General features: G+C 73.5%; 20 protein-coding genes and 1 riboswitch. Of the genes, 8 read left to right on the top strand and 12 right to left on the bottom strand.

Annotated features, from left to right (window positions below):
* Window positions 1-56: 56 nt before the first annotated feature.
* The 3 genes from L6E12_RS14665 to L6E12_RS14675 all read right to left on the bottom strand — a co-directional run bounded on the left by L6E12_RS14665 (window position 57) and on the right by L6E12_RS14675 (window position 3,607).
* Window positions 57-956 (bottom strand): transglutaminase family protein, encoded by a 900-nt coding sequence (locus L6E12_RS14665; protein ID WP_236228457.1) that lies wholly within the window; start codon window positions 954-956, stop codon window positions 57-59.
* The gene (locus tag L6E12_RS14670) at window positions 953-1,900 is read right to left on the bottom strand and encodes an alpha-E domain-containing protein (protein ID WP_035286023.1); all 948 of its coding nucleotides are present in this window, start codon (window positions 1,898-1,900) and stop codon (window positions 953-955) included. The genes L6E12_RS14665 and L6E12_RS14670 overlap by 4 nt, the downstream gene beginning before the upstream one ends.
* 72 nt (window positions 1,901-1,972) lie before the next feature.
* Window positions 1,973-3,607, bottom strand: coding sequence for a circularly permuted type 2 ATP-grasp protein (locus L6E12_RS14675; protein ID WP_236228458.1), 1,635 nt, complete (start codon window positions 3,605-3,607; stop codon window positions 1,973-1,975).
* A gap of 100 nt (window positions 3,608-3,707) precedes the next feature.
* Here L6E12_RS14675 and L6E12_RS14680 point away from each other — a divergent pair, with 100 nt between their 5' ends.
* Window positions 3,708-4,202, top strand: coding sequence for a SigE family RNA polymerase sigma factor (locus tag L6E12_RS14680; RefSeq protein WP_236228459.1), 495 nt, complete (start codon window positions 3,708-3,710; stop codon window positions 4,200-4,202).
* Window positions 4,199-5,137 carry a hypothetical protein gene (locus L6E12_RS14685; protein ID WP_236228460.1) on the top strand — a complete coding sequence of 313 codons (939 nt, stop codon included), beginning with the start codon at window positions 4,199-4,201 and terminating at the stop codon, window positions 5,135-5,137. The genes L6E12_RS14680 and L6E12_RS14685 overlap by 4 nt, the downstream gene beginning before the upstream one ends.
* Here L6E12_RS14685 and L6E12_RS14690 read toward each other — a convergent pair.
* Window positions 5,134-5,505 (bottom strand): VOC family protein, encoded by a 372-nt coding sequence (locus L6E12_RS14690; RefSeq protein WP_236228461.1) that lies wholly within the window; start codon window positions 5,503-5,505, stop codon window positions 5,134-5,136. The genes L6E12_RS14685 and L6E12_RS14690 overlap by 4 nt on opposite strands.
* Before the next feature lie 51 nt (window positions 5,506-5,556).
* Between L6E12_RS14690 and L6E12_RS34380 the strand changes: the two genes are divergently transcribed.
* From L6E12_RS34380 to L6E12_RS14715, 5 genes are all read left to right on the top strand, one after another.
* Window positions 5,557-5,988 (top strand): type II toxin-antitoxin system PemK/MazF family toxin, encoded by a 432-nt coding sequence (locus L6E12_RS34380; protein WP_236228462.1) that lies wholly within the window; start codon window positions 5,557-5,559, stop codon window positions 5,986-5,988.
* A gap of 225 nt (window positions 5,989-6,213) precedes the next feature.
* Window positions 6,214-7,149: an SPFH domain-containing protein gene (locus L6E12_RS14700; protein ID WP_236228463.1), complete on the top strand. Its 936-nt coding sequence runs from the start codon at window positions 6,214-6,216 to the stop codon at window positions 7,147-7,149.
* 6 nt (window positions 7,150-7,155) lie between these two features.
* Window positions 7,156-7,380, top strand: a complete 225-nt coding sequence (locus tag L6E12_RS14705; protein WP_236228464.1) for a hypothetical protein — start codon at window positions 7,156-7,158, stop codon at window positions 7,378-7,380.
* A 124-nt stretch (window positions 7,381-7,504) separates the two neighbouring features.
* The gene (gene rpsT / locus L6E12_RS14710) at window positions 7,505-7,768 is read left to right on the top strand and encodes a 30S ribosomal protein S20 (RefSeq protein ID WP_035286034.1); all 264 of its coding nucleotides are present in this window, start codon (window positions 7,505-7,507) and stop codon (window positions 7,766-7,768) included.
* 75 nt (window positions 7,769-7,843) lie between these two features.
* Window positions 7,844-8,344, top strand: coding sequence for an acyl-CoA thioesterase (locus L6E12_RS14715; protein WP_236228465.1), 501 nt, complete (start codon window positions 7,844-7,846; stop codon window positions 8,342-8,344).
* A gap of 449 nt (window positions 8,345-8,793) precedes the next feature.
* On the opposite strand, the gene holA is transcribed toward L6E12_RS14715, so the two are convergent.
* Entirely contained in the window at window positions 8,794-9,774 is a 981-nt protein-coding gene (gene holA, locus L6E12_RS14720) for a DNA polymerase III subunit delta (RefSeq protein ID WP_236228466.1), read from the bottom strand.
* 164 nt (window positions 9,775-9,938) lie between these two features.
* Window positions 9,939-10,080: riboswitch (SAM riboswitch) on the top strand.
* Window positions 10,081-10,089: 9 nt separating this feature from the next.
* On the opposite strand from holA, the gene thrC reads away from it, so the two are divergent.
* Window positions 10,090-11,361 carry a threonine synthase gene (thrC, locus tag L6E12_RS14725; protein ID WP_236228467.1) on the top strand — a complete coding sequence of 424 codons (1,272 nt, stop codon included), beginning with the start codon at window positions 10,090-10,092 and terminating at the stop codon, window positions 11,359-11,361.
* Between the two features lie 109 nt (window positions 11,362-11,470).
* Here thrC and L6E12_RS14730 read toward each other — a convergent pair whose 3' ends face one another.
* From L6E12_RS14730 to nadD, 7 genes are all read right to left on the bottom strand, one after another.
* Window positions 11,471-13,798, bottom strand: a complete 2,328-nt coding sequence (locus L6E12_RS14730) for a ComEC/Rec2 family competence protein (protein WP_236228468.1) — start codon at window positions 13,796-13,798, stop codon at window positions 11,471-11,473.
* Between the two features lie 298 nt (window positions 13,799-14,096).
* Window positions 14,097-15,089: a ComEA family DNA-binding protein gene (locus tag L6E12_RS34755; protein WP_255683183.1), complete on the bottom strand. Its 993-nt coding sequence runs from the start codon at window positions 15,087-15,089 to the stop codon at window positions 14,097-14,099.
* Between the two features lie 144 nt (window positions 15,090-15,233).
* A complete protein-coding gene (locus L6E12_RS14745) occupies window positions 15,234-16,082 on the bottom strand; it encodes a DegV family protein (RefSeq protein WP_236228469.1) in 849 nt (282 codons plus the stop codon).
* Window positions 16,083-16,116: 34 nt separating this feature from the next.
* On the bottom strand, window positions 16,117-16,851 hold the full coding sequence (octT, locus tag L6E12_RS14750) for a diglucosylglycerate octanoyltransferase (RefSeq protein ID WP_236228470.1): 735 nt from the start codon (window positions 16,849-16,851) through the stop codon (window positions 16,117-16,119).
* A 5-nt stretch (window positions 16,852-16,856) separates the two neighbouring features.
* Window positions 16,857-17,471, bottom strand: a complete 615-nt coding sequence (locus L6E12_RS14755) for a histidine phosphatase family protein (RefSeq protein ID WP_236228471.1) — start codon at window positions 17,469-17,471, stop codon at window positions 16,857-16,859.
* Window positions 17,468-17,851: a ribosome silencing factor gene (rsfS, locus tag L6E12_RS14760; RefSeq protein ID WP_035286048.1), complete on the bottom strand. Its 384-nt coding sequence runs from the start codon at window positions 17,849-17,851 to the stop codon at window positions 17,468-17,470. The genes L6E12_RS14755 and rsfS overlap by 4 nt, the downstream gene beginning before the upstream one ends.
* A 96-nt stretch (window positions 17,852-17,947) precedes the next feature.
* Window positions 17,948-18,538, bottom strand: coding sequence for a nicotinate-nucleotide adenylyltransferase (nadD, locus tag L6E12_RS14765; protein ID WP_236228472.1), 591 nt, complete (start codon window positions 18,536-18,538; stop codon window positions 17,948-17,950).
* Between the last annotated feature and the right edge of the window lie 8 nt (window positions 18,539-18,546).

An 18,546-nucleotide genomic window follows, 5' to 3' on the forward strand; every position in this document is an offset into this window, starting at 1 on the left:
GGTCCTCGCATGGTCTCCGGGTACACCCCATCGTCCCATGCCGGGCCGTGGGGCTCTCACGCCAGCCGGGTCACCTCCACCGAGACCTCGATCGCCGCCGCCGGACCGCCGCTGTAGGTGCCCTTCACCGGGGACACGTCGGCGTAGTCGCGGCCGGTGGCGACCCAGATGTGGCGGGGGCTGATCTCGATGTCGTTGGTCGGGTCGAACCCCCACCAACCCCCGGTCCAGGCCTCCACCCAGGCGTGCGACTCCCCCACCACCGTCTCCCCCACCACGCCGTCGGGCTTGGTGTGCAGGTAGCCGGAGACGTACCGCGACGGGATGCCCACCGCGCGCAGCATGGCCAGGGTCAGGTGCGCGTAGTCCTGGCAGACGCCCTCGCGGGCCTCCCAGGCGTCGACGGCGGAGCTGTGCACCCCGGTGGTGCCGCGCCTGTAGGTGAGCCGGTCGTGCACCAGCTCGGCGATGGCCAGCACGGTCTCGTGCGGCTTGCGGCCCTTGCGCAGCTCGCGGGCCAACTGGCCCAGCTCCTTGTGCCGGGGCACGTACCGGGTCCACTCCAGGTACTCGCCGTAGCGGTCGACCAGCCGGTCCGCGCGCAGGTCTGCCCAGGTGGCGCCGTCGAGCGGCAGCACCGTCTCGCCGGTCTCCACCACCGAGGACGCGACGATCTTGAGCTCGGTGTGCGGGGCGTGCAGGTCGAAGGCGGTGACCTCGGTGCCCCAGTAGTCGGTGTAGCGGAACGACCGGGTGGGCGGGGTGGTCTCGATCCGGGTCACCACCAGGTTCTGCCACCGGTCGCTGCGCGGGGTGAGGCGGGCCTCGTTGAACGACTGCACGACCGGGGCCTGGTAGCGGTAGCCGGTGGTGTGGACCACCCGCAACCGCCAGGTCCCGGTGCCGTTGGACCCCGTCGTGTCCGTCGTCGACGGGGTCGTGCTCGCCGCGGTCACAGGCTCACCTCCGCGTTCGTCCAGGCCACCCACGGTACGGAGTGGAAGTACTGCTGCGACACGGCCTCGCCGACCTCGCGGACGGTCTCCTGGAGCTGGGCCAGCCGGTCGGTCAGGTTCTCCAGCAGCTCGTCCGGGCGCAGGAACTCCAGGTCGCTGCGCGCCTTGCCGAGCAGCCGGATGGCCTCGGCCTTGGAGCCGACCCGGTTGGTCGGGCGGTTGTCGAGGTGCTCCAGGCAGCGCTCGGCCTGGCTCAGCGCGTGGAACACCGAGCGCGGGAACAGCCGGTCGAGCAGCAGGAACTGCACCACCCGGCGGGCGTCGAGGGCGCCGCGGTAGGTGCGCAGGTAGGTGTCGTGGGCGCCCGCGGAGCGCAGCACGGTGACCCACCCCGGGGACGACGGCTTGTCGCCCACCCGCGACATCAGCAGCCGGACGATCATGTCCACGCGTTCCACCGAACGGCCCAGGACGAGGAACCGCCAGCCGTCGTCGCGCGACATCGTGGAGTCGGCCAGCCCGGCGAACATCGCCGCCCGCTCCTCGACGAAGGCGAAGAACGAGTGCGGGCCGGTGCGCCGGGACGCCCGCTGCCGCTCGGGCAGGGCGTTCCACATCGCGTTGATGCACTCCCACAGCTCCGTGGAGACCACCTCGCGGGCGACGCGGGTGTTCTCCCGGGCGCTGGAGACCGAGGACACGATCGACCCGGCGTGCTCCCGGGAGAACGCGACCAGGTCGGTCAGCGAGCGCATCTCCAGCTCGGTGCCCTCCGGCGGGGTCATGCCCAGCACGGCCAGCAGCTGGCGGCTGGTGGCGTCGGCGTCGACGGTCGCGTCCTCCAGCAGGTGGTGGACGGACACGTCGAGGATGCGGGCGGTGTCGTCGGCGCGCTCGACGTACCTGCCGATCCAGTAGAGCGACTCAGCGTTGCGTGCGAGCATCCCTGCCTCCTCGCCGTGACGTGCGCGGTCCGCACCTGTTTAGCCGCTGGTCGTGACGGCCACGTTAAGCGATCACTGCTGCTGTTGCTGCGCGGAGGTCAGCTCCGGCCCCTGCTCCGGGGCGAACTCGTCGAGCGCGGCGACCCCGACGAGCCCCTGACCGCTGAGTTCGGCGTCCGCGGTGGACGAACGGGCGGCCAGCACCCAGGTGTCCTTGGAGCCGCCGCCCTGCGAGGAGTTCACCACCAGCGAACCCTCCGGCAGGGCCACCCTGGTCAGGCCGCCGGGGAGCACGAAGACGGACTTGCCGTCGTTGACCGCGAACGGGCGCAGGTCCACGTGGCGCGGCTTGAGCCGCTGGCCGACCTTCGTGGGCACGGTCGACAACTGCACCACGGGTTGGGCGATCCACCCGCGCGGGTGCGCCCGGATCTTCTTGCGCAGGGCGTTCAACTCCTTGGGGTTGGAGTCGGGCCCGAAGACGATGCCGTAGCCGCCGGACCCCTCCACCGGCTTGACCACGAGCTGGTCGATGCGGTCGAGCACCTGCTCCTGCTCCTGCGGCAGCCAGCAGCGGAACGTGTCCACATTGGGCAGCAGCGGGGACTCGCCCAGGTAGTACTCCAGGATTTCGGGCAGGTAGGTGTAGACGAGCTTGTCGTCGCCCACCCCGTTGCCGACGGCGTTGGCGATGACGACGTTGCCCGCGCGGGCGGCGTTGAGGATGCCCGCCACGCCCAGCACCGAGTCCGGCCGGAACTGCACCGGGTCCAGGTAGTCGTCGTCGATGCGCCGGTAGATGACGTCGACCTGCCGCTCGCCCTCGGTGGTGCGCAGGTAGATGACGTTGTCGCGGCAGAACAGGTCGCGCCCCTCGACCAGCTCGACCCCCATCTGCCTGGCCAGCAGCGAGTGCTCGAAGTAGGCGGAGTTGTGCACCCCCGGGGTCAGCACGACGACGTTCGGGTCCGCCACGTTCGCCGCCGCCGCCGCGCGCAGCGACCGCAGCAGGTGCACGGCGTAGTCGCCCACCGCGCGCACCCGGTGCTTGGCGAACAGGTCGGGGAACACCCGGGCCATGGTGCGCCGGTTCTCCATCACGTAGGACACGCCGGAGGGGTTGCGCAGGTTGTCCTCCAGGACGCGGAACGTGCCCTCCTCGTCGCGGACCACGTCGATGCCGGACACGTGGATGCGCACGCCGTTGGGCGGCAGCACCCCGGCGGCGGAGCGGTGGAAGTGGTCGCAGGAGGTGATCAGCCTGCGCGGGAGCACACCGTCGCGGATGATCTGCTGGTCGCCGTAGATGTCGGCGAGGAACATCTCCAGCGCCCTGACCCGCTGCACGATGCCCTTCTCCAACCGCGACCACTCCTGCGCGGTGATGACCCTGGGCACCAGGTCCAGCGGGAACGGCCGCTCCTGCCCGGACAGCGAGAACGTGATGCCCTGGTCGACCAGCGCCCGGTCGAGGGCCTCGGAGCGGGCGGTCAGGTCACCGGGCTGGGAGGCGGCCAACTGCTCGTGCAGCCGCCGGTAGGCCTGGCGCACGGCGGCGTCGTCCTGGGCGAACATCTCGTCGTAGGCCCCGGCGTGCGGGCGCCGCGGGTCGAGGTAACCCTCGAACAACCCGCCGAGGTCGGGCCCGGTGTCCCGGGCCCCGCGCTTGGGCCGGGCGGCTGTCACGGCTGTCGCTGAACGCTCCATCCCGGCATCTTCACCCAACCGGAGGTCATTTCGCACTACTCGCTCAACACATCAGGGGCTCCACCGCGTGTGATGTGCACTGGGAGACGGGGGACGCGCCGTGACGATCGAGGAGTTCGTGGACAGCCGGGGGCGGGCGCTGCTGCGCTTCGCCACCGCGCTCACCTGCGATCCGCACCTCGCGGAGGACATCGTGCAAGAGGTGCTGCTGCGGGCACAACGCCGCTGGTCACGGATCGTCTCGGCGGGGGCGCCGGACGGGTACCTGCGCAAGATGGTGGTCAACGAATACCTCAGCCTGCGCAGGCGGAAGTCGTTCGGCGACCTCCCGGCGGGCCCGGAGGTGCTGGCGGGGCTCTCCCCCGCCGTGGGGGACCCGGACTACGGCGAACGCGAGGAGATGCTCGGCCGGATCAGAGCGCTGCCGCCGAAACAGCGGGCGGTCCTGGCCCTGAGGTACTACAGCGGGCTCACCGACGCGGAGATCGCCGAGGTCCTGGGGTCCCGCCCCGGGACCGTCCGCAGCCACGCGTCCCGGGCGCTGGCGGCGCTGCGCGTGGACGAGTTCGCCGGGACACCAGGAGGTGCGCGATGACAGACCTGATCAGGGCCGTGTTCGAGGAGCAGGCCGACCGCGCACCGGACGTGGCGGGCCTGCGGGCCGCGCTCACCCCCCGGCGGGGCCCACGTCAGTGGGCGATCCCCGCGGTGGCGGCGGCCGTGGTGGCCGTCGTGCTGGGCTTCGGCGTGTGGTCCCGGCCGGAGGCTGTGCTGCCCGCGGCTTACGTCCCGCCGGACGCGCCCACCCTGGCGGTGGACATGGAATACCGACCGACGGTCCTGCCCCCCGGGTTCGCCGAGGGGCACCGGATGGTCGACCTGGCCGAGGGGAGCTGGTCGCGCACCTGGCTGAACGACACGAAGTGGATCGTCCTGGGCGGCCGGGAGGTGGAGCCGTCCGCGACCGCCGCCACCGATCCCGTGACCGCGCCGGTGGAGGACATCCCGCAGGGCCGCCCCCGGATCACCTGGCGGCCCAGGCCCGACTACGAGTTGACACTGGTGGTGCTCGGGGACGTGCCGGACGCACTCCTGGTGGCCAGGACCGCCGCGGCGTCGGTCGTGGCGGACCCGGGGGCCGGGCTGACGGTCCCGGCCCAGTTCGGTTGGCTCCCGGACGACCTCATGCGCGGCATGGTCCAGGTGGGCCCCGGCACGCGCGGCTCGATGCGCGACGAGGCGGTCTACCTCACCTCCGTCACCGCGGGCTTCGACGAACGCCCGGTCACCGCCGTCATCACCCGGGACTCCCCCGTCCTGCACGGCGAGCGGACCGAGGTCACCGTGCGCGGCCTGCCCGGCTCGATCACCCCCGAGGTTCCCTACGTGAGCGATCGGGCCCTGACCGCGCGGCTCGCCGACGGCCGGTGGCTGCAGATCAGGGGCGGCGTGGCGGACACCGACCTGGTCCGCATCGCGGACGGGATGCGGATCGGGCCGGACCAGCCGTGGGACTGGTTCGGGCGCTAGCGGGTGTCGCGGCGCATGGGGTGGTCGGCGGGGACCTGCACCAGGTGGATGCGGGTGCCGTCGGGGTCGGACGTCCAGGCCTCGCGCAGGCCCCACGGTTCGAGCCGGGGCTCGCGGTCGATCGGGGCGCCGCGGCCGCGCAGCTCCTCGACGGTCGCGGCGAGGTCGCGCACCTGCAACCACAGGGCGACCCCGGCCGACCCACCCGCCCCCTCCCCGGACACCTCCAGGAAGCCACCGCCCAGGAAGAAGACCGTGCCGCCGGGGAACTCGCGGAAGGTGGCGAGGCCGAGGGCGTCGCGGTAGAAGGCCAGGGACCGCTCGCGGTCGGCGGGGCGGATGAGGACTCGACTGCTGAGAAACTCCACGCTGACCGTCTTACCGGTCCGCGCGGCCATCCGCGACTAAGGTCACCCTCCGTGACTTCCACCGACGACCCCCGCCCCGCCCGCGGCGCGGTGTGGCAGGCGCCCGCGCACGACCGCCCCGAGTCGCTCGCCTACTCCCCCGACGCCGACGGCAACGCCGATCCCGGGGAGATCGTCTGGGCCTGGGTGCCCTACGAGGACGACCCCGAGCGCGGCAAGGACCGTCCGCTGCTGGTGATCGGCCGGGGCGGCGGCACCCTGCGCGCGCTGATGCTCTCCAGCAAGGCGCCGCACGACAACGAGCGCGACGACTGGCTGGAGCTGGGCAGCGGCCGCTGGGACCGCGACGGCAGGGTGTCCTACGTGCGCCTGGACCGCCTCTTCGAACTGGGCGAGGGCGACATCCGCCGCGAGGGCGCCGTCCTGGAGGAAGACCGCTTCGACGTGGTGGCGGCCACGCTGCGCGCCCGTTGCGGCTGGTGAGCTGACGCGGGCGCCGCAGGGCACCCGCGGTTCGGTCGACGCCCCGCGACGCCGTCTGCCGAACCGACCCCGACCGTCCACTCCGCACCGGACGGACCGGGAACGCACACGTTCCCCGGCGGTACCCGCAGCCGGTCCCACACTCCACCGAACACCCCGTCCTGGCCCTCCCGTCGAAAAAGTGATATCACTTTGCTAGGAAAAAGCCTCAGCCGAGGGGGAGTCATGAGCGTGGACATCGATCGACCGGCACTGCCCGCCCCGCACGTGCGGGAACGGGTCGCGTTCGGCGTCGCCGGGTTGCCGCTGCTGGCGGTGGCGGTCGTCGGCGGCCTGGCGGGGGTGGCGCTGGTCGTCGTCGGCGTGGCAGGCCTGGCGGAGCTGGTCGGCCTGGGGCGCGGTCCGGCGATCGCCTCCCTCGCCGTCGGCGTGCTGGCCGTGGTCGGCGCGGGCCTGGTCGGCGGCGGGCTGACGATGGTCGCCCCCGGCGAGGCGCGCGTCCTGCAGTTCCTGGGCCGCTACACCGGGACCGTGCGGCTCGACGGGCTGCGGTGGGTGAACCCGTTCACCACCCGGCAGAAGGTCTCCACCCGCATCCGCAACCACGAGACGGCCGTCATGAAGGTCAACGACGCCGACGGCAACCCGATCGAGATCGCCGCGGTGGTCGTCTGGCAGGTGCAGGACACCGCGCGGGCGGTGTTCGAAGTGGACGACTTCCTCGCCTTCGTCATCACCCAGACCGAGACCGCCGTGCGGCACATCGCCACCACCTACCCGTACGACTCCCACGAGAACGGCCTGTCCCTGCGCGAGAACGCCGACGAGATCACCCAGCGGCTCTGCGCGGAGATCGCCGCCAGGGTGGAGGCGGCCGGGGTCGGGGTCATCGAGTCCCGGATCACCCACCTCGCCTACGCCGCCGAGATCGCCGGGGCGATGCTGCGCCGCCAGCAGGCGGGCGCGGTGGTCGCTGCGCGGCAGCGGATCGTCGAGGGCGCGGTGGGCATGGTGGAATCCGCACTCGACCGGCTCGCGGCCCGCGAGGTGGTGGACCTGGACGAGGAGCGCAAGGCGGCGATGGTGAGCAACCTGCTGGTGGTGCTGTGCAGCGACCGGGAGGCCAGCCCCGTGGTGAACGCCGGGTCCCTCTACCACTGACGCGCCGTGGCCGAACGCAAGAAGGTCCTCCTCCGCCTCGACCCCGCCGTCCACGACGCGGTGGCCCGCTGGGCGAACGACGAGCTGCGCAGCACCAACGCGCAAATCGAGTTCCTGCTGCGCCGGGCCCTGGCCGAGGCGGGCAGGCTCCCCGGAGGCACGAGCGGCCCACCCAGGCGCGGGCGACCGCCGAAGCAGCCCCCGGCGGAGCCGCCGCCGGACAACCCGTGACCGGCTGTTACCCTTCTCGTTCGACGCGCCCGTGCGGCACTCCGCCCAGGAGGAGACCCGCTCAGCGGGGCCACCGTTCCACAGCACGGCGCGTCACCCGGGTACGACACTGAGGAGAGCCGCCATGGCCAACATCAAGTCCCAGATGAAGCGCATCAAGACCAACGAGAAGGCCCGGCTGCGCAACAAGTCGGTCAAGTCCTCGGTGAAGACCGCGATCCGCAAGTTCCGCGAGGCCGCCGACGCCGGGGACGCCGCCAAGGCGCAGGAGCTGCTCAAGTCCGCCAGCCGCGCGCTGGACAAGGCCGCGGGCAAGGGCGTCATCCACGCCAACCAGGCCGCGAACAAGAAGTCGGCCATGGCGCAGCGCGCCAACAAGATCGGCTGACCGAAGCCAGTTCCGCGGCGGCGCCGTCCACCCCCGGGTGGGCGGCGCCGCTGTCGTTCTTGCACACTCGGGTGCATGGACCCCAAGCCGCCGTCCGCCGCCCGCACGTCGCTGTCGCACATCATGACCGCGGTGGACACCAACCTGCTGGGCACCGTGCACGGCGGCGTGGTCATGAAGCTGGTCGACGACGCGGCGGGCGCGGTCGCGCAGCGGCACTCCGGCGGCCCCGCGGTCACCGCGGCCATGGACGGCATGACCTTCCTGCACCCGGTCCGGGTGGGCGACCTGGTCCACGCGCACGCCCAGGTGAACTGGGCGGGCCGCTCCTCCATGGAGGTCGGCGTGCGGGTCGTCGCCGAACCCTGGGACCGCGCCGGGGTCGCCCCCACCCGCGTCGCCACGGCCTACTTGGTCTTCGTCGCCGTGGACGCCCACGGCAACCCCCGCGAGGTCCCGCCCCTGCTCCCGGAGACCCCGGAGGACGAACGCCGCCTCCGCGAAGCCGAGATCCGCCGCCGCCACCGCCTCACCCGCCGCGACGAGATCCTCGCCAGCCGCGGCCCCAACCCCTGACCCACCAACGCTAGCCGCTCCCCCGACTCCCCGCCCCCGTCCATCCACAGCCCGGGGGGACCCCCGAATTCCACATTACCGAAGGGGTCCGACAGTTCTCGGAGAGTGACGGCAGTTGTCCACAGGCGCGGCGGTGACCACCTGCACCGCAGACCGAGGAAGCCGGTCCCGTACAAGGCAAGTGCGCCACCTGCTGCCACGCCCGACTGACCTGCGGTCCGCGCGGGACTCCGACGAGTGGCAGGCGCTCGGAGCGCCGGGCGCGGACCGGTGCCCGCCAGCCCCGGTGCTGAGCGCACAGATCGGAACGCCGGGCGCGGGACGGTGACCGGCAGGCCGAACACGGGCGCAGGCCGGTGATCAACAGGCGCAACACGGGCGCGGGACGGTGATCAGCACGTCGAGCGCGGGCGCGGTCCAGTGGGCGGCAAACCCGGTGCGGGCGCGGGTCAGTGGTCGGAGCGCTGAGCGCGGGCGATCCCGAGGACGGCGCGCTCCAGGGCGTAGTCGGCGTCGGCGGCCATGCCCTTGACGTCGGCGTTGACCCGGGCGGTGATCTGGATGGCCTCGCCGAGGGCGCGCGGTTTCCAGCCGCGGGCCTGGGCCAGCGCCTTCTTGACCTTCCAGGCGGGCATGCCGAGTTCGCCCGCCAGCCGGAACGGGTCGGCGCGGCCCGCGCCCGCGACCCTGGCGACCGTGCGGACCGCGTCGGCGAGGGCGTCGGCCACTAGGACGTGCGGGACACCGGTCTGCATGGCCCAGCGCAGGGCCTCCAGGGCGCCCGCGGTGTCGCCGGTGACGGCCTTCTCGGCGACGGCGAAGCCGGTGACGTCGGCGCGGCCGCGGTGGTAGCGGCGGACGGCCTCCTCGGTGACCGCCCCGGCGGTGTCGGCGACCAGCTGCTGGGCGGCGGCGGCGAGTTCGCGCAGGTCGGAGCCGACCGAATCGATCAGCGCGGCGACGGCGGCCGGATCGGTCTTGCCGCCCGCCTGGCGGATCTCGTTGCGGACGAAGTTCTCCCGCTCGGGAGCCTTGGTGATTTTGGCGCACTCGGTGACCACCGCACCCGCCTTGCGCATCGCCGCGACGATGTCCTTGCCCGGCTTGCGGCCGCCGCCGTTGTGCACGACCGCCAGCACGATGCCCTCGGCAGGCTGCTTGGCGTAGGAGGTGACCAGGGCGGCAATGTCCTGGGTGGCCTCGTGCGCGGCGTCGAGGACGATGACCCTGCCCTCGGCGAACAGCGAGGGGCTGACCAGTTCGGCCAGCTCAGGGGCTGTGAGTTCGGACACCCGGATCCGGGTGAGGTCAGCCGAGGCGTCGGCGAGCCGGGCGGTCTCCAGCGCCGCGCGCACCGCCCGTTCGACCAGCAACTCCTCCTCGCCGAGCACGAGTTGCAGCGGCGCGGGCGTGACCGAGGGGGAACTCACCCGGGCAATCCTGCCACGGCGGCGGCGCTCAGGATTGCGCAGACGCGGCGGGGGGCGCTCTCGGATTCTGGAAAGGGGATTGGCCGACGGCGCGTTTGTTGCCGTAGCGTTGCGGGCGTGCCGGGGGCAACCTCGGTCCTTGTGTGCGCCAGACAACTGAATACCGCTCATCCAGAGGGGCAGAGGGAACGGCCCGACGAAGCCCCGGCAACCGGCACCCACCACTTTCCACCGCGACGAATCAGCGGCCGGGAGGTCGGCGGGCCACGGTGCCAATTCCGACCCGCCACGCGGGAGAGATGAGGAGTGTCCTCGATGACATCGACCGTCGACATCCAGCAGGCCGCCACCACCGGCGCCTTCGACCTCGGCCCCGCCCGCGCCCTGTCGTGCCGGGAGTGCGGCCACCGCATCCCGCTTGCCGCTGAGTTCGCCTGCGCCGAGTGCTTCGGCCCCCTCGAGGTCTCCTACGACTTCGGGAACATCACCCGGGAGAGCATCGAGGCCGGGCCCCAGTCGATCTGGCGCTACCGCGGCCTGCTCCCCGTGCCGTCGGACGTGCGGGAGCACCCCAACACCGAGCCCGGCATGACCCGCCTGGTCAAGGCCGACCGGCTCGGCGCCGCCCTGGGCCTGAAGTCGCTGTGGGTCAAGGACGACACCGGCAACCCCACGCACTCCTTCAAGGACCGGGTCGTCGCCGTGGCGCTCGCCGCCGCCCGCGAACTCGGCTTCCGGGTGCTGGCCTGTCCGTCGACCGGCAACCTGGCCAACGCCGTCGCCGCCGCCGCGGCGCGGGCGGGCTGGGAGTCGGTCGTGCTGATCCCCTCCAACCTGGAGCGGGCGAAGATCCTCACCACCGCGGTCTACGACGGCGCCCTGATCGCCGTCGACGGCAACTACGACGACGTGAACCGGCTGGCCACCGAACTGGCCGCCGAGCACGAGGACTGGGCGTTCGTGAACGTCAACGTCCGCCCGTACTACGCCGAGGGCTCCAAGACCCTGGGCTACGAGGTGGCCGAGCAGCTCGGCTGGCGGCTGCCCGAGCAGATCGTGATCCCGGTCGCCTCCGGCTCCCAGTTGACCAAGGTCGACAAGGCGTTCCGCGAGTTCGGCGAGCTGGGCCTGGTCGAGGCCACCCCGTACAAGGTGTTCGGCGCCCAGGCCACCGGCTGCTCGCCGGTGTCGACGGCGTTCAAGGGCGGCCACGACGTGGTGCGCCCGGTCAAGCCGGACACCATCGCCCGCTCCCTGGCCATCGGCGCCCCCGCCGACGGCCCGTACGTGCTCGACGCCGTCCGCCGCACCGGTGGCGCGGTCGAGGACGTCACCGACGCCGAGGTCGTCGAGGGCATCCGCCTGCTGGCCCGCACCGAGGGCATCTTCGCCGAGACCGCGGGCGGGGTCACCGTCGCCACGGCCAGGAAGCTCATCGCGGCGGGCAAGATCGACCCCGACGCCGAGACCGTCCTGCTCATCACCGGCGACGGCCTCAAGACCCTGGACGCGGTCCAGGACCAGATCGGCCCCAAGGCCACGATCCCGCCGTCGGCCGCCGCCGTCCGCGAGGTCCTCGGCTACTGAGCCACCCGGCTCGCGGCCACCGCGAGCCACGCCCCGACCGACCGGTGCCGCCGTGATCCCACGGCGGCACCGGTCTTCGCACCACCCGCCTGTCCCGGTTCGCCGCCGCTCAGGGCTTCGGCGGTGAGCGGGCACCACCGCGACCGATCAGGGCGGGTACCCCCGCGTCGACGACCACCGCGCTGTCGCCGTCGCGGTCGGTGCGCCCGACCAGGGTGTGCCCGCGGGTGAGGACGTCGAGCGTGCGCGGGCTCGGGTGGCCGTAGCGGTTGTCCGCGCCGACGCTGAGCAGGGCGATGCGGGCGCCGACAGCGGTGAGGAACTCCGGGGCGGTGTAGCCGGAGCCGTGGTGCGGCACCTTGACCACCTCCGCCCGCAGGTCCACTCCCGAGGTCAGCAGTTCCGCCTGGGCGCCCAGTTCCACGTCACCCGCCAGCAGCACCCGCCCGGCGCGGGTCGACGCGCGCAGCACGACCGAACGGTTGTTGATCTCCGTGCCGTCCGGTGCCCTTCCTGCCTCCTTCCGCTGTGGTGCCAGTACGTCCAGGGTCAGGCCCGGCCAGCCCAGCCGCTGCCCGGGCAGCAGCCCCACGACCGGCACCCCGGCGTCGGCGGCCTCGTGCCGGACCTGGTCCCACGCCCACGCGGGCGAACGACCCGCACCGACCGCGATCCCGCCGACGGCGCGTCCGGCGAGGACCCCGGCGAGGCCGCCGACGTGGTCGGCGTGCAGGTGGCTGAGCACCACCAGCGGCACCCTGTCCACTCCCAACCGGTCGAGGCAGCCGTCGACCGGACTCGCCTCCGGTCCGGCGTCCACCACCACCGCCCGCCCCGGCTCGTCGGTGGCCAGCACCAGCGCGTCCCCCTGCCCGACGTCGCAGGCGACCACCGCCCACCCGGCGGGCGGCCACCCCGGGGCGAGCACCCGGACCGGCACGACCACCAGCAGCACGGCGACCAACCCGACCGCGACGACGGTCCCCCGGCCGCGCAGGGCCACCACGAGCACCAGCAGGACGACCACCGCCACCAGCCCGCCCCACCACCCCGAGGGCCAGTCGATCGCCGCTCCCGGCACGTCCGCCGCCCACCGGGCCACGGCGACGAGCCAGTCGACCTCGGGCCCGGCCAGGCGCACGCACCACACCGCGGCCCAGGTCCACAGCGGCGCGAGCACGGCGGCGAGCACCCCGAACACGGTTGCGGGCGCGACCACCGGCGCCGCCACCAGGTTGGCCACCACGGCGACGACGCTGACCTGCCCGTTCAGCCCGGCCACCACCGGTGCCGTGGCGAGGTGGGCGGCGGCGGGGACGGCCAACGCCTCCGCCACCACCCTGGGCACGCGCCGCCGGGTCATCCGGTCCACCCACCTCGGTGCCAGCAGCACCAGCGCCCCGGTGGCCAACACCGACAGGACGAACCCCGGTGCCACCGCCAACCCCGGGTCGACCGCGACCAGCAGCAGGACCGTCCCGGCCAGCGCCGGGATCGCCGACCGCTCCCGGCCCAGCGCCAACGCCAGCAGGCCGACCGCGCCCATCACCCCGGCCCGCAGCACGCTCGGCTCCGGCCCGACCAGGACGACGAACCCGACCAGCGCCGCCAACGCCCCGGCCGCCGACCCGCGCGGCCCGAACCACAGCAACCGCAGGAGGAACAGCACGGCCACGCAGATGATCGCCAGGTTCGAGCCGCTGACCGCCAGCAGGTGGGACATGCCCGCCACCCGGAACTCGTCCTCGACCACGTCGGGCAGGCCGTCCGTGTCGCCGACGACCAGCGCGGGCAGCAGTCCCGCCGAGTCCGGGTCGAGCACCCCGGCCGCGTCCCGCAGGCCGACCCGCAGGTCCCGGGCGAGTCGCTGCCAGCCCGGCGCCTCCCCCGCCCACAGCGGCGGACCGCGCACGCGCAGCAGGGCCACGGTCAGGGTGCCGGGGTCGGCGGGTGCGAGGGTGCCGCGTGCCCGCACCGGTTGCCCGGGCAGGACGTCCGCCCACGCCTGGACCGGGGCGAGGAGCGCGACCCTGGCACCGTCGGGGGTGTCGGCGGGGACGACCACGGACCGCGGGCCGGTCGGGGTGGCCCCGAATCCGGCCGATCGCACCGGCCGCGGCCGCTCGGCGACGACCAGGTCCAGCTCGCGGGAGACCTGGCGGGCGGCTGCTTCGCGCAGGGGGTGGGTCGCCGCGTCGTGCACGGCCGCCAGGACGGGCCAGGCCGCGACGAGCCCGGAGACCAGCAGGGGCCAGGCACGCCGCCCGGTGCGGAGGAGGAGGCAGGCGACCACGACGGTCACCGCGCCGATGACCAGGGCGGACGACCAGTGCACGAGCAGCGCGAGCAGGGCGGCGGCCCACACCGCGAGCGCACCGGGAACCAGGCGCCAGTCGTGGCGGACCGGGGCATCGGTCAGCCGGCAGGCACCGATCACGACGGACTCACCGGGCGGTCACCCGCTCCCCGCGAAACGCGGCGCACAGGACATGCTCGCTGCGACCGTCCAGGACGGGACACCCAAGACCTGGGCCCGCACGCTCGGCCGGGTGAACGAGCCGCTCGCACATCAACCGCCGGATCGAGGAACCCGTGTGGGCCACAGGCGGGGAGCGCTGGTCCGCACCGACACCGGATTCGGGCACCTGCCGTGGTGAGCACACCACGGAAGCGGCAGGAACCAAGCGTCGAACCGACTCGGGTGGGGCGGTGGGCGGGTGGTGGTGTCGATGCGCTCATCGGGCGGTCACCAGTTCGCGCAGTTTGGCGAAGCGGGCCGGACCGATGCCGTCGACCTCCTGGAGTTGGGCGACGTCGGAGTAGCGGCCGTGGCGGGTGCGCCAGTCGAGGATCCGTTGGGCGGTCACGGTTCCGACGCCGGGCAGGGAGTCGAGTTGTTGCACGGTGGCGGTGTTGAGGTCGACGGGTGCGGTGGTGGGCGGGTTCTGGGGGTCGGCGGCGGCGGGGACGGCAGCGGGCAGGCCGACGCGGACCTGTTCGCCGTCCACCAGGGGGCGGGCGAGGTTGAGGGTGGTCAGGTCGGCGTCGGGGGTGGGGCCGCCCGCGGCGGTGAGGGCGTCGCGGACCCGGGAACCGGTGGGCAGGGTGCGCACGCCCGGGGCGTTGACCTTGCCCACGACGTCGATGACGACCTGGGGCGGGGCGGTCGACGACGGGCGCGGGGAGTGGTCGACGGTGGCGGCGGCGAGGTCGGGGGCCGGTTCCGGGGTCGGGTTGGTGGAGAGCGTGCAGTAGGTGACGACGGCCAGCAGGGCCAGGGCGCCGACGACGAGGGCGATGGGCGTGCGGCGGGGCGGTGTCACGCGGCGGAGCAGGGCCGCGGCGGGGTGGTCGTGCCACCACCGGGGCGTGCGCTCGCGGTCGGGCCGCGTCTGGGGGTCGACGACGAAGGGCTCCTCCTGGGTGGGTTCGGCGGCGTGCGGGTCAGGTGGGGAGGCGGGGTCGGGTTGATCGGCAGTCGTGGGCGAACCGCTGTTGGTGGGGTTCGTGGTGCGGGGCCGGGGATCGCCGGGGGTCGGAGGGGGATCGGTGCGGGGTGGCCGGGGTGTGCCGGGGCCGGGTGGCGGATCGGGGTGGCGTTGGCTTGTGCCGCGCCACCGCTGTTCGCGGGACTCGGGTGCGGTGGCGTCCCAGGGGCGGCCCGCCACGGCGGCCAGCCGAGTGAGGACGGTGTCCATCTGCGCGGTGCGTGCGGTGCGGTCGGTCATGAGATCGACGCTAGGGGCGGGGCGAGGCGGAATCGAGGGGTGTTCGTCGCCTGTGGATGGATTCGACCCATGTGGACAACTCAGGCGGAATGCCCCTGTGGAAAAGGAAAAACGTCGGTTTCGGGTGGGACGCTGAAGGGTTGGTCAGAGGCGGCCGGGGCAGACCACGACGCCGATGACGCCGGGACCGGTGTGGGCGCCGATCACCGACCCCAGTTCCGAGACCACGCACCCGGAGGAGTTCGGGACGCGCTCGTCCAAGCGGGCGGCGACCTCGGCGGCGCGGTCGGGGGCGGCGAGGTGGTGCACGGCCAGCTCGACCCGGCCGTCCCCCGCCGCCTCGACCGCCAGGTCGACCAGCCTGCCCAGCGCCCTGCTGGTCGTGCGCACCTTCTCCAGGGGCACGATCCGACCGTCGTGCACGTGCAGCAGCGGCTTGACCGCCAGCGCCGAACCCATCAGCGCCGCCGCGGCGCCGATGCGCCCGCCGCGGCGGAGGTGGTCGAGGGTTTCCACCACGAAGAAGCTCCTGGTGTGCTCCGCCGCCGCCACCGCCGCCGCCTCGACCTCCGCTCCCCCGGCGCCCGTGGCGGCCGCCTCCGCCGCCCGCAGCGCGGCGAAGCCCAGGCCCATCGCGGTAGTGCGGGAGTCGACCACGCGCACCCGGTCCGAGCCGACCTCCTCGGCCGCCAGCCGGGCCGACTCCCAGGTGCCCGACAGCTCGCGGGACAGGTGGACCGACAGCACGCCGTCGGCGCCCGCGTCCAGCAGCGAGCGGTACTCGGCGATGAACTCGTCCGGGTTGGGCCGGGACGTGGTGACCGCGCGGTGCCGGGCCAGCGCCTCGGCCAGTTCACCGGGTCCGAGGTCGACGCCGTCGCGGAACTCGCGGCCGTCGAGGTGGACCAGCAGTGGCACGACGCGGACGGCGTGCCGGTCGGCGAAGCCTTCCGGCAGGTACGCGGTCGAGTCGGTGACTACGGCGAACGGCACGGGGCGGGAGCCTAGTTGCCGCCCCGCCGGGAACCTACGACACGCGGTTCGTGCGCGGGTCGAGCAGCGGGGCGATGAGTTCCGCCAGCGCCTTGCCCGCCAGCGCGTGCCCCTCCCAGCCCCAGTGCAGGCCGTCGACGTTGCCGTGGCCGCCCAGGACGTGGTCACCGATGGTGGCGCGCAGGTCCAGGGCGGGCACCCCGGACTCCTCGGCCCACGCCTCGATGGCCGCCACGGCGGCGTCGCGGGCGGTGTGGACGTAGCCGTACGAGGCGGCGCGGTGGACACCGGGCAGGGCGATGACGACGGGCAGGGTGGGGCGCAGGGCGCGCACGGCGACCACAATGTCGTCCAGGTAGCGCACGGTCTGGGCCACGGGCAGCACCACCGGCCACCCGCGGGTGAGCCGGGCCAGGTGCGGTTGCGCGGCCAGGTAGGCGCTCCGGACGCGGCGGCGCAGGCCGTCCGGGCGCAGGTAGCGGATGCCCTGGCGCAGGTAGGTCGGCAGCGGCGAGGGCAGCGTGTCCATCCCGCCGACGGCCAGGACCAGCACGTCGACGTCGGGCAGCGCGGCCCACACGCGCGGGTCGCCGGTCAGCGACCAGTAGGCGTCGCGGGCGGTCCAGCCGAGCCCGGCGAACAGCTCGGCGCGGCCGCCGACCGCCGCGGCGGCCAGGTTGGGCCACAGCCGGGGGTCGTCGGCGGGCATCGGTCCCCGTGGCCCGTGGAAGCACAGCGAGTCGCCGAACACGAGCAGGGTCGGGGACATGCGGTTCAGCTGGTCGTCCCGGCGTTGTACGCGACCAGCCGCCAGGTCGGGCCGCTGTTCGGGCGGCGGGCCAGCACGGTCCAGTGGCAGTTGCTGATGCCGCCCAGCTGCGACCAGTTCTCCACCGGCAGGCCCAGCATCCGCCCGGTCAGCGCGGTGATGAGGCCGCCGTGCGCGCACAGCAGCGCGGTCTCGTCGGTGCCCTCGTCGAGGTCGGCGACCACCTCGACGGCCCGGGCGGCGACCTCGACGCGGGTCTCGCCGTCCGGCGGTGCCCAGGTGGCGTCGGTCTGCCAGCGGGCCCGGTCGCCGGGCCACTCCAGGTCGATGTCGGCGCCGGTGCGGCCCTGCCACTGCCCGAGGTTCGTCTCGCGCAAGCGCTTGTCCAGCCGCAGCGGCACCCCGATGGCGTCGCTGAACACGGTGGCGGTGTCGGTGGCGCGGCGCAGGTCGGAGGCGACGATGACGTCCGGGGAGAACCGGGCCAGGCCGGGCACGGCGAACCGCGCCTGGTTCCAGCCCGTCTCGGTCAGGTGCGAGTCGATGTGACCCTGCATCCGCCCGGTGGCGTTGTAGTCGGTCTCCCCGTGGCGCCAGAGCACCACCCTGCGCAGGGTCACTCGGCGCCGTCCTCGGCCGGGGGCTCGGGGTCGAACTCGATCCGGGGGCAGTCCTTCCACAGCCGCTCCAGGCTGTAGAACGTGCGCTCCTCGGCGTGCTGGACGTGCACCACCACGTCGACGAAGTCCAGCAGGACCCAGCGGCCCTCGCGGGTGCCCTCGCGGCGGACCGGCTTGCTCCCGGCCTCGCGCATCTTCTCCTCGACGCCGTCGACGATCGCGTTCACCTGGCGCTCGTTGCTCGCGGAGGCGATGACGAAGCAGTCGGTGATCACCAACTGATCGGAGACGTCCAGGACGAGCACGTCACTGGCCTTCTTGTCGGCAGCCGCGTTGGCGGCTACCAGGGCCAGCTCGCGGGCGTCGGGCGTCGCGGTCACAGTTCTCCTCGGGATCCTGCTGGGGACTCAACCAGGCGAGGGTACCCGGGTGCGCGCGGCGCCCGACGGGGAAGCACCGGTACGGGGTCTTGCCGGTCAGACACCATCGGCGTAGAGGCCGCGCTTGGAGATGTACTGCACGACCCCGTCGGGCACCAGGTACCAGACCGGTTCGCCCTTGGCGACCCGCGCGCGGCAGTCGGTGGAGGAGATCGCCATGGCCGGCACCTCGACCAGGGTGACCGAGCCGCTGGGCAGGTGCTGGTCGCCCAGGGTGTAACCCGGGCGGGTGACGCCGACGAAGTGGGCGAGGGTGAACAGCTCCTCGACCCGGTGCCAGGACAGGATCTGCTCCAGGGCGTCGGCGCCGGTGATGAAGAACAGCTCGGCGTCCGGGTGGCGTTCGCGCAGGTCGCGCAGGGTGTCGACGGTGTAGGTGGCGCCCTCCCGGTCGATGTCGACCCGGCTGACGGAGAACCTCGGGTTGGAGGCGGTCGCCACGACCGTCATCAGGTAGCGGTCCTCGGCGGCGCTGACCCCGTGTGCGGTCTTCTGCCAGGGTTGGCCGGTCGGCACGAACACGACCTCGTCCAGCCCGAACCTGACCTGCACCTCGCTGGCGGCCACGAGGTGGCCGTGGTGCACCGGGTCGAAGGTGCCGCCCATGATCCCCACGCGACGCCGCATGGGGGTGA

It is taken from the genome of Actinokineospora sp. PR83, assembly GCF_021056305.1.
Classification (GTDB): domain Bacteria; phylum Actinomycetota; class Actinomycetes; order Mycobacteriales; family Pseudonocardiaceae; genus Actinokineospora; species Actinokineospora spheciospongiae.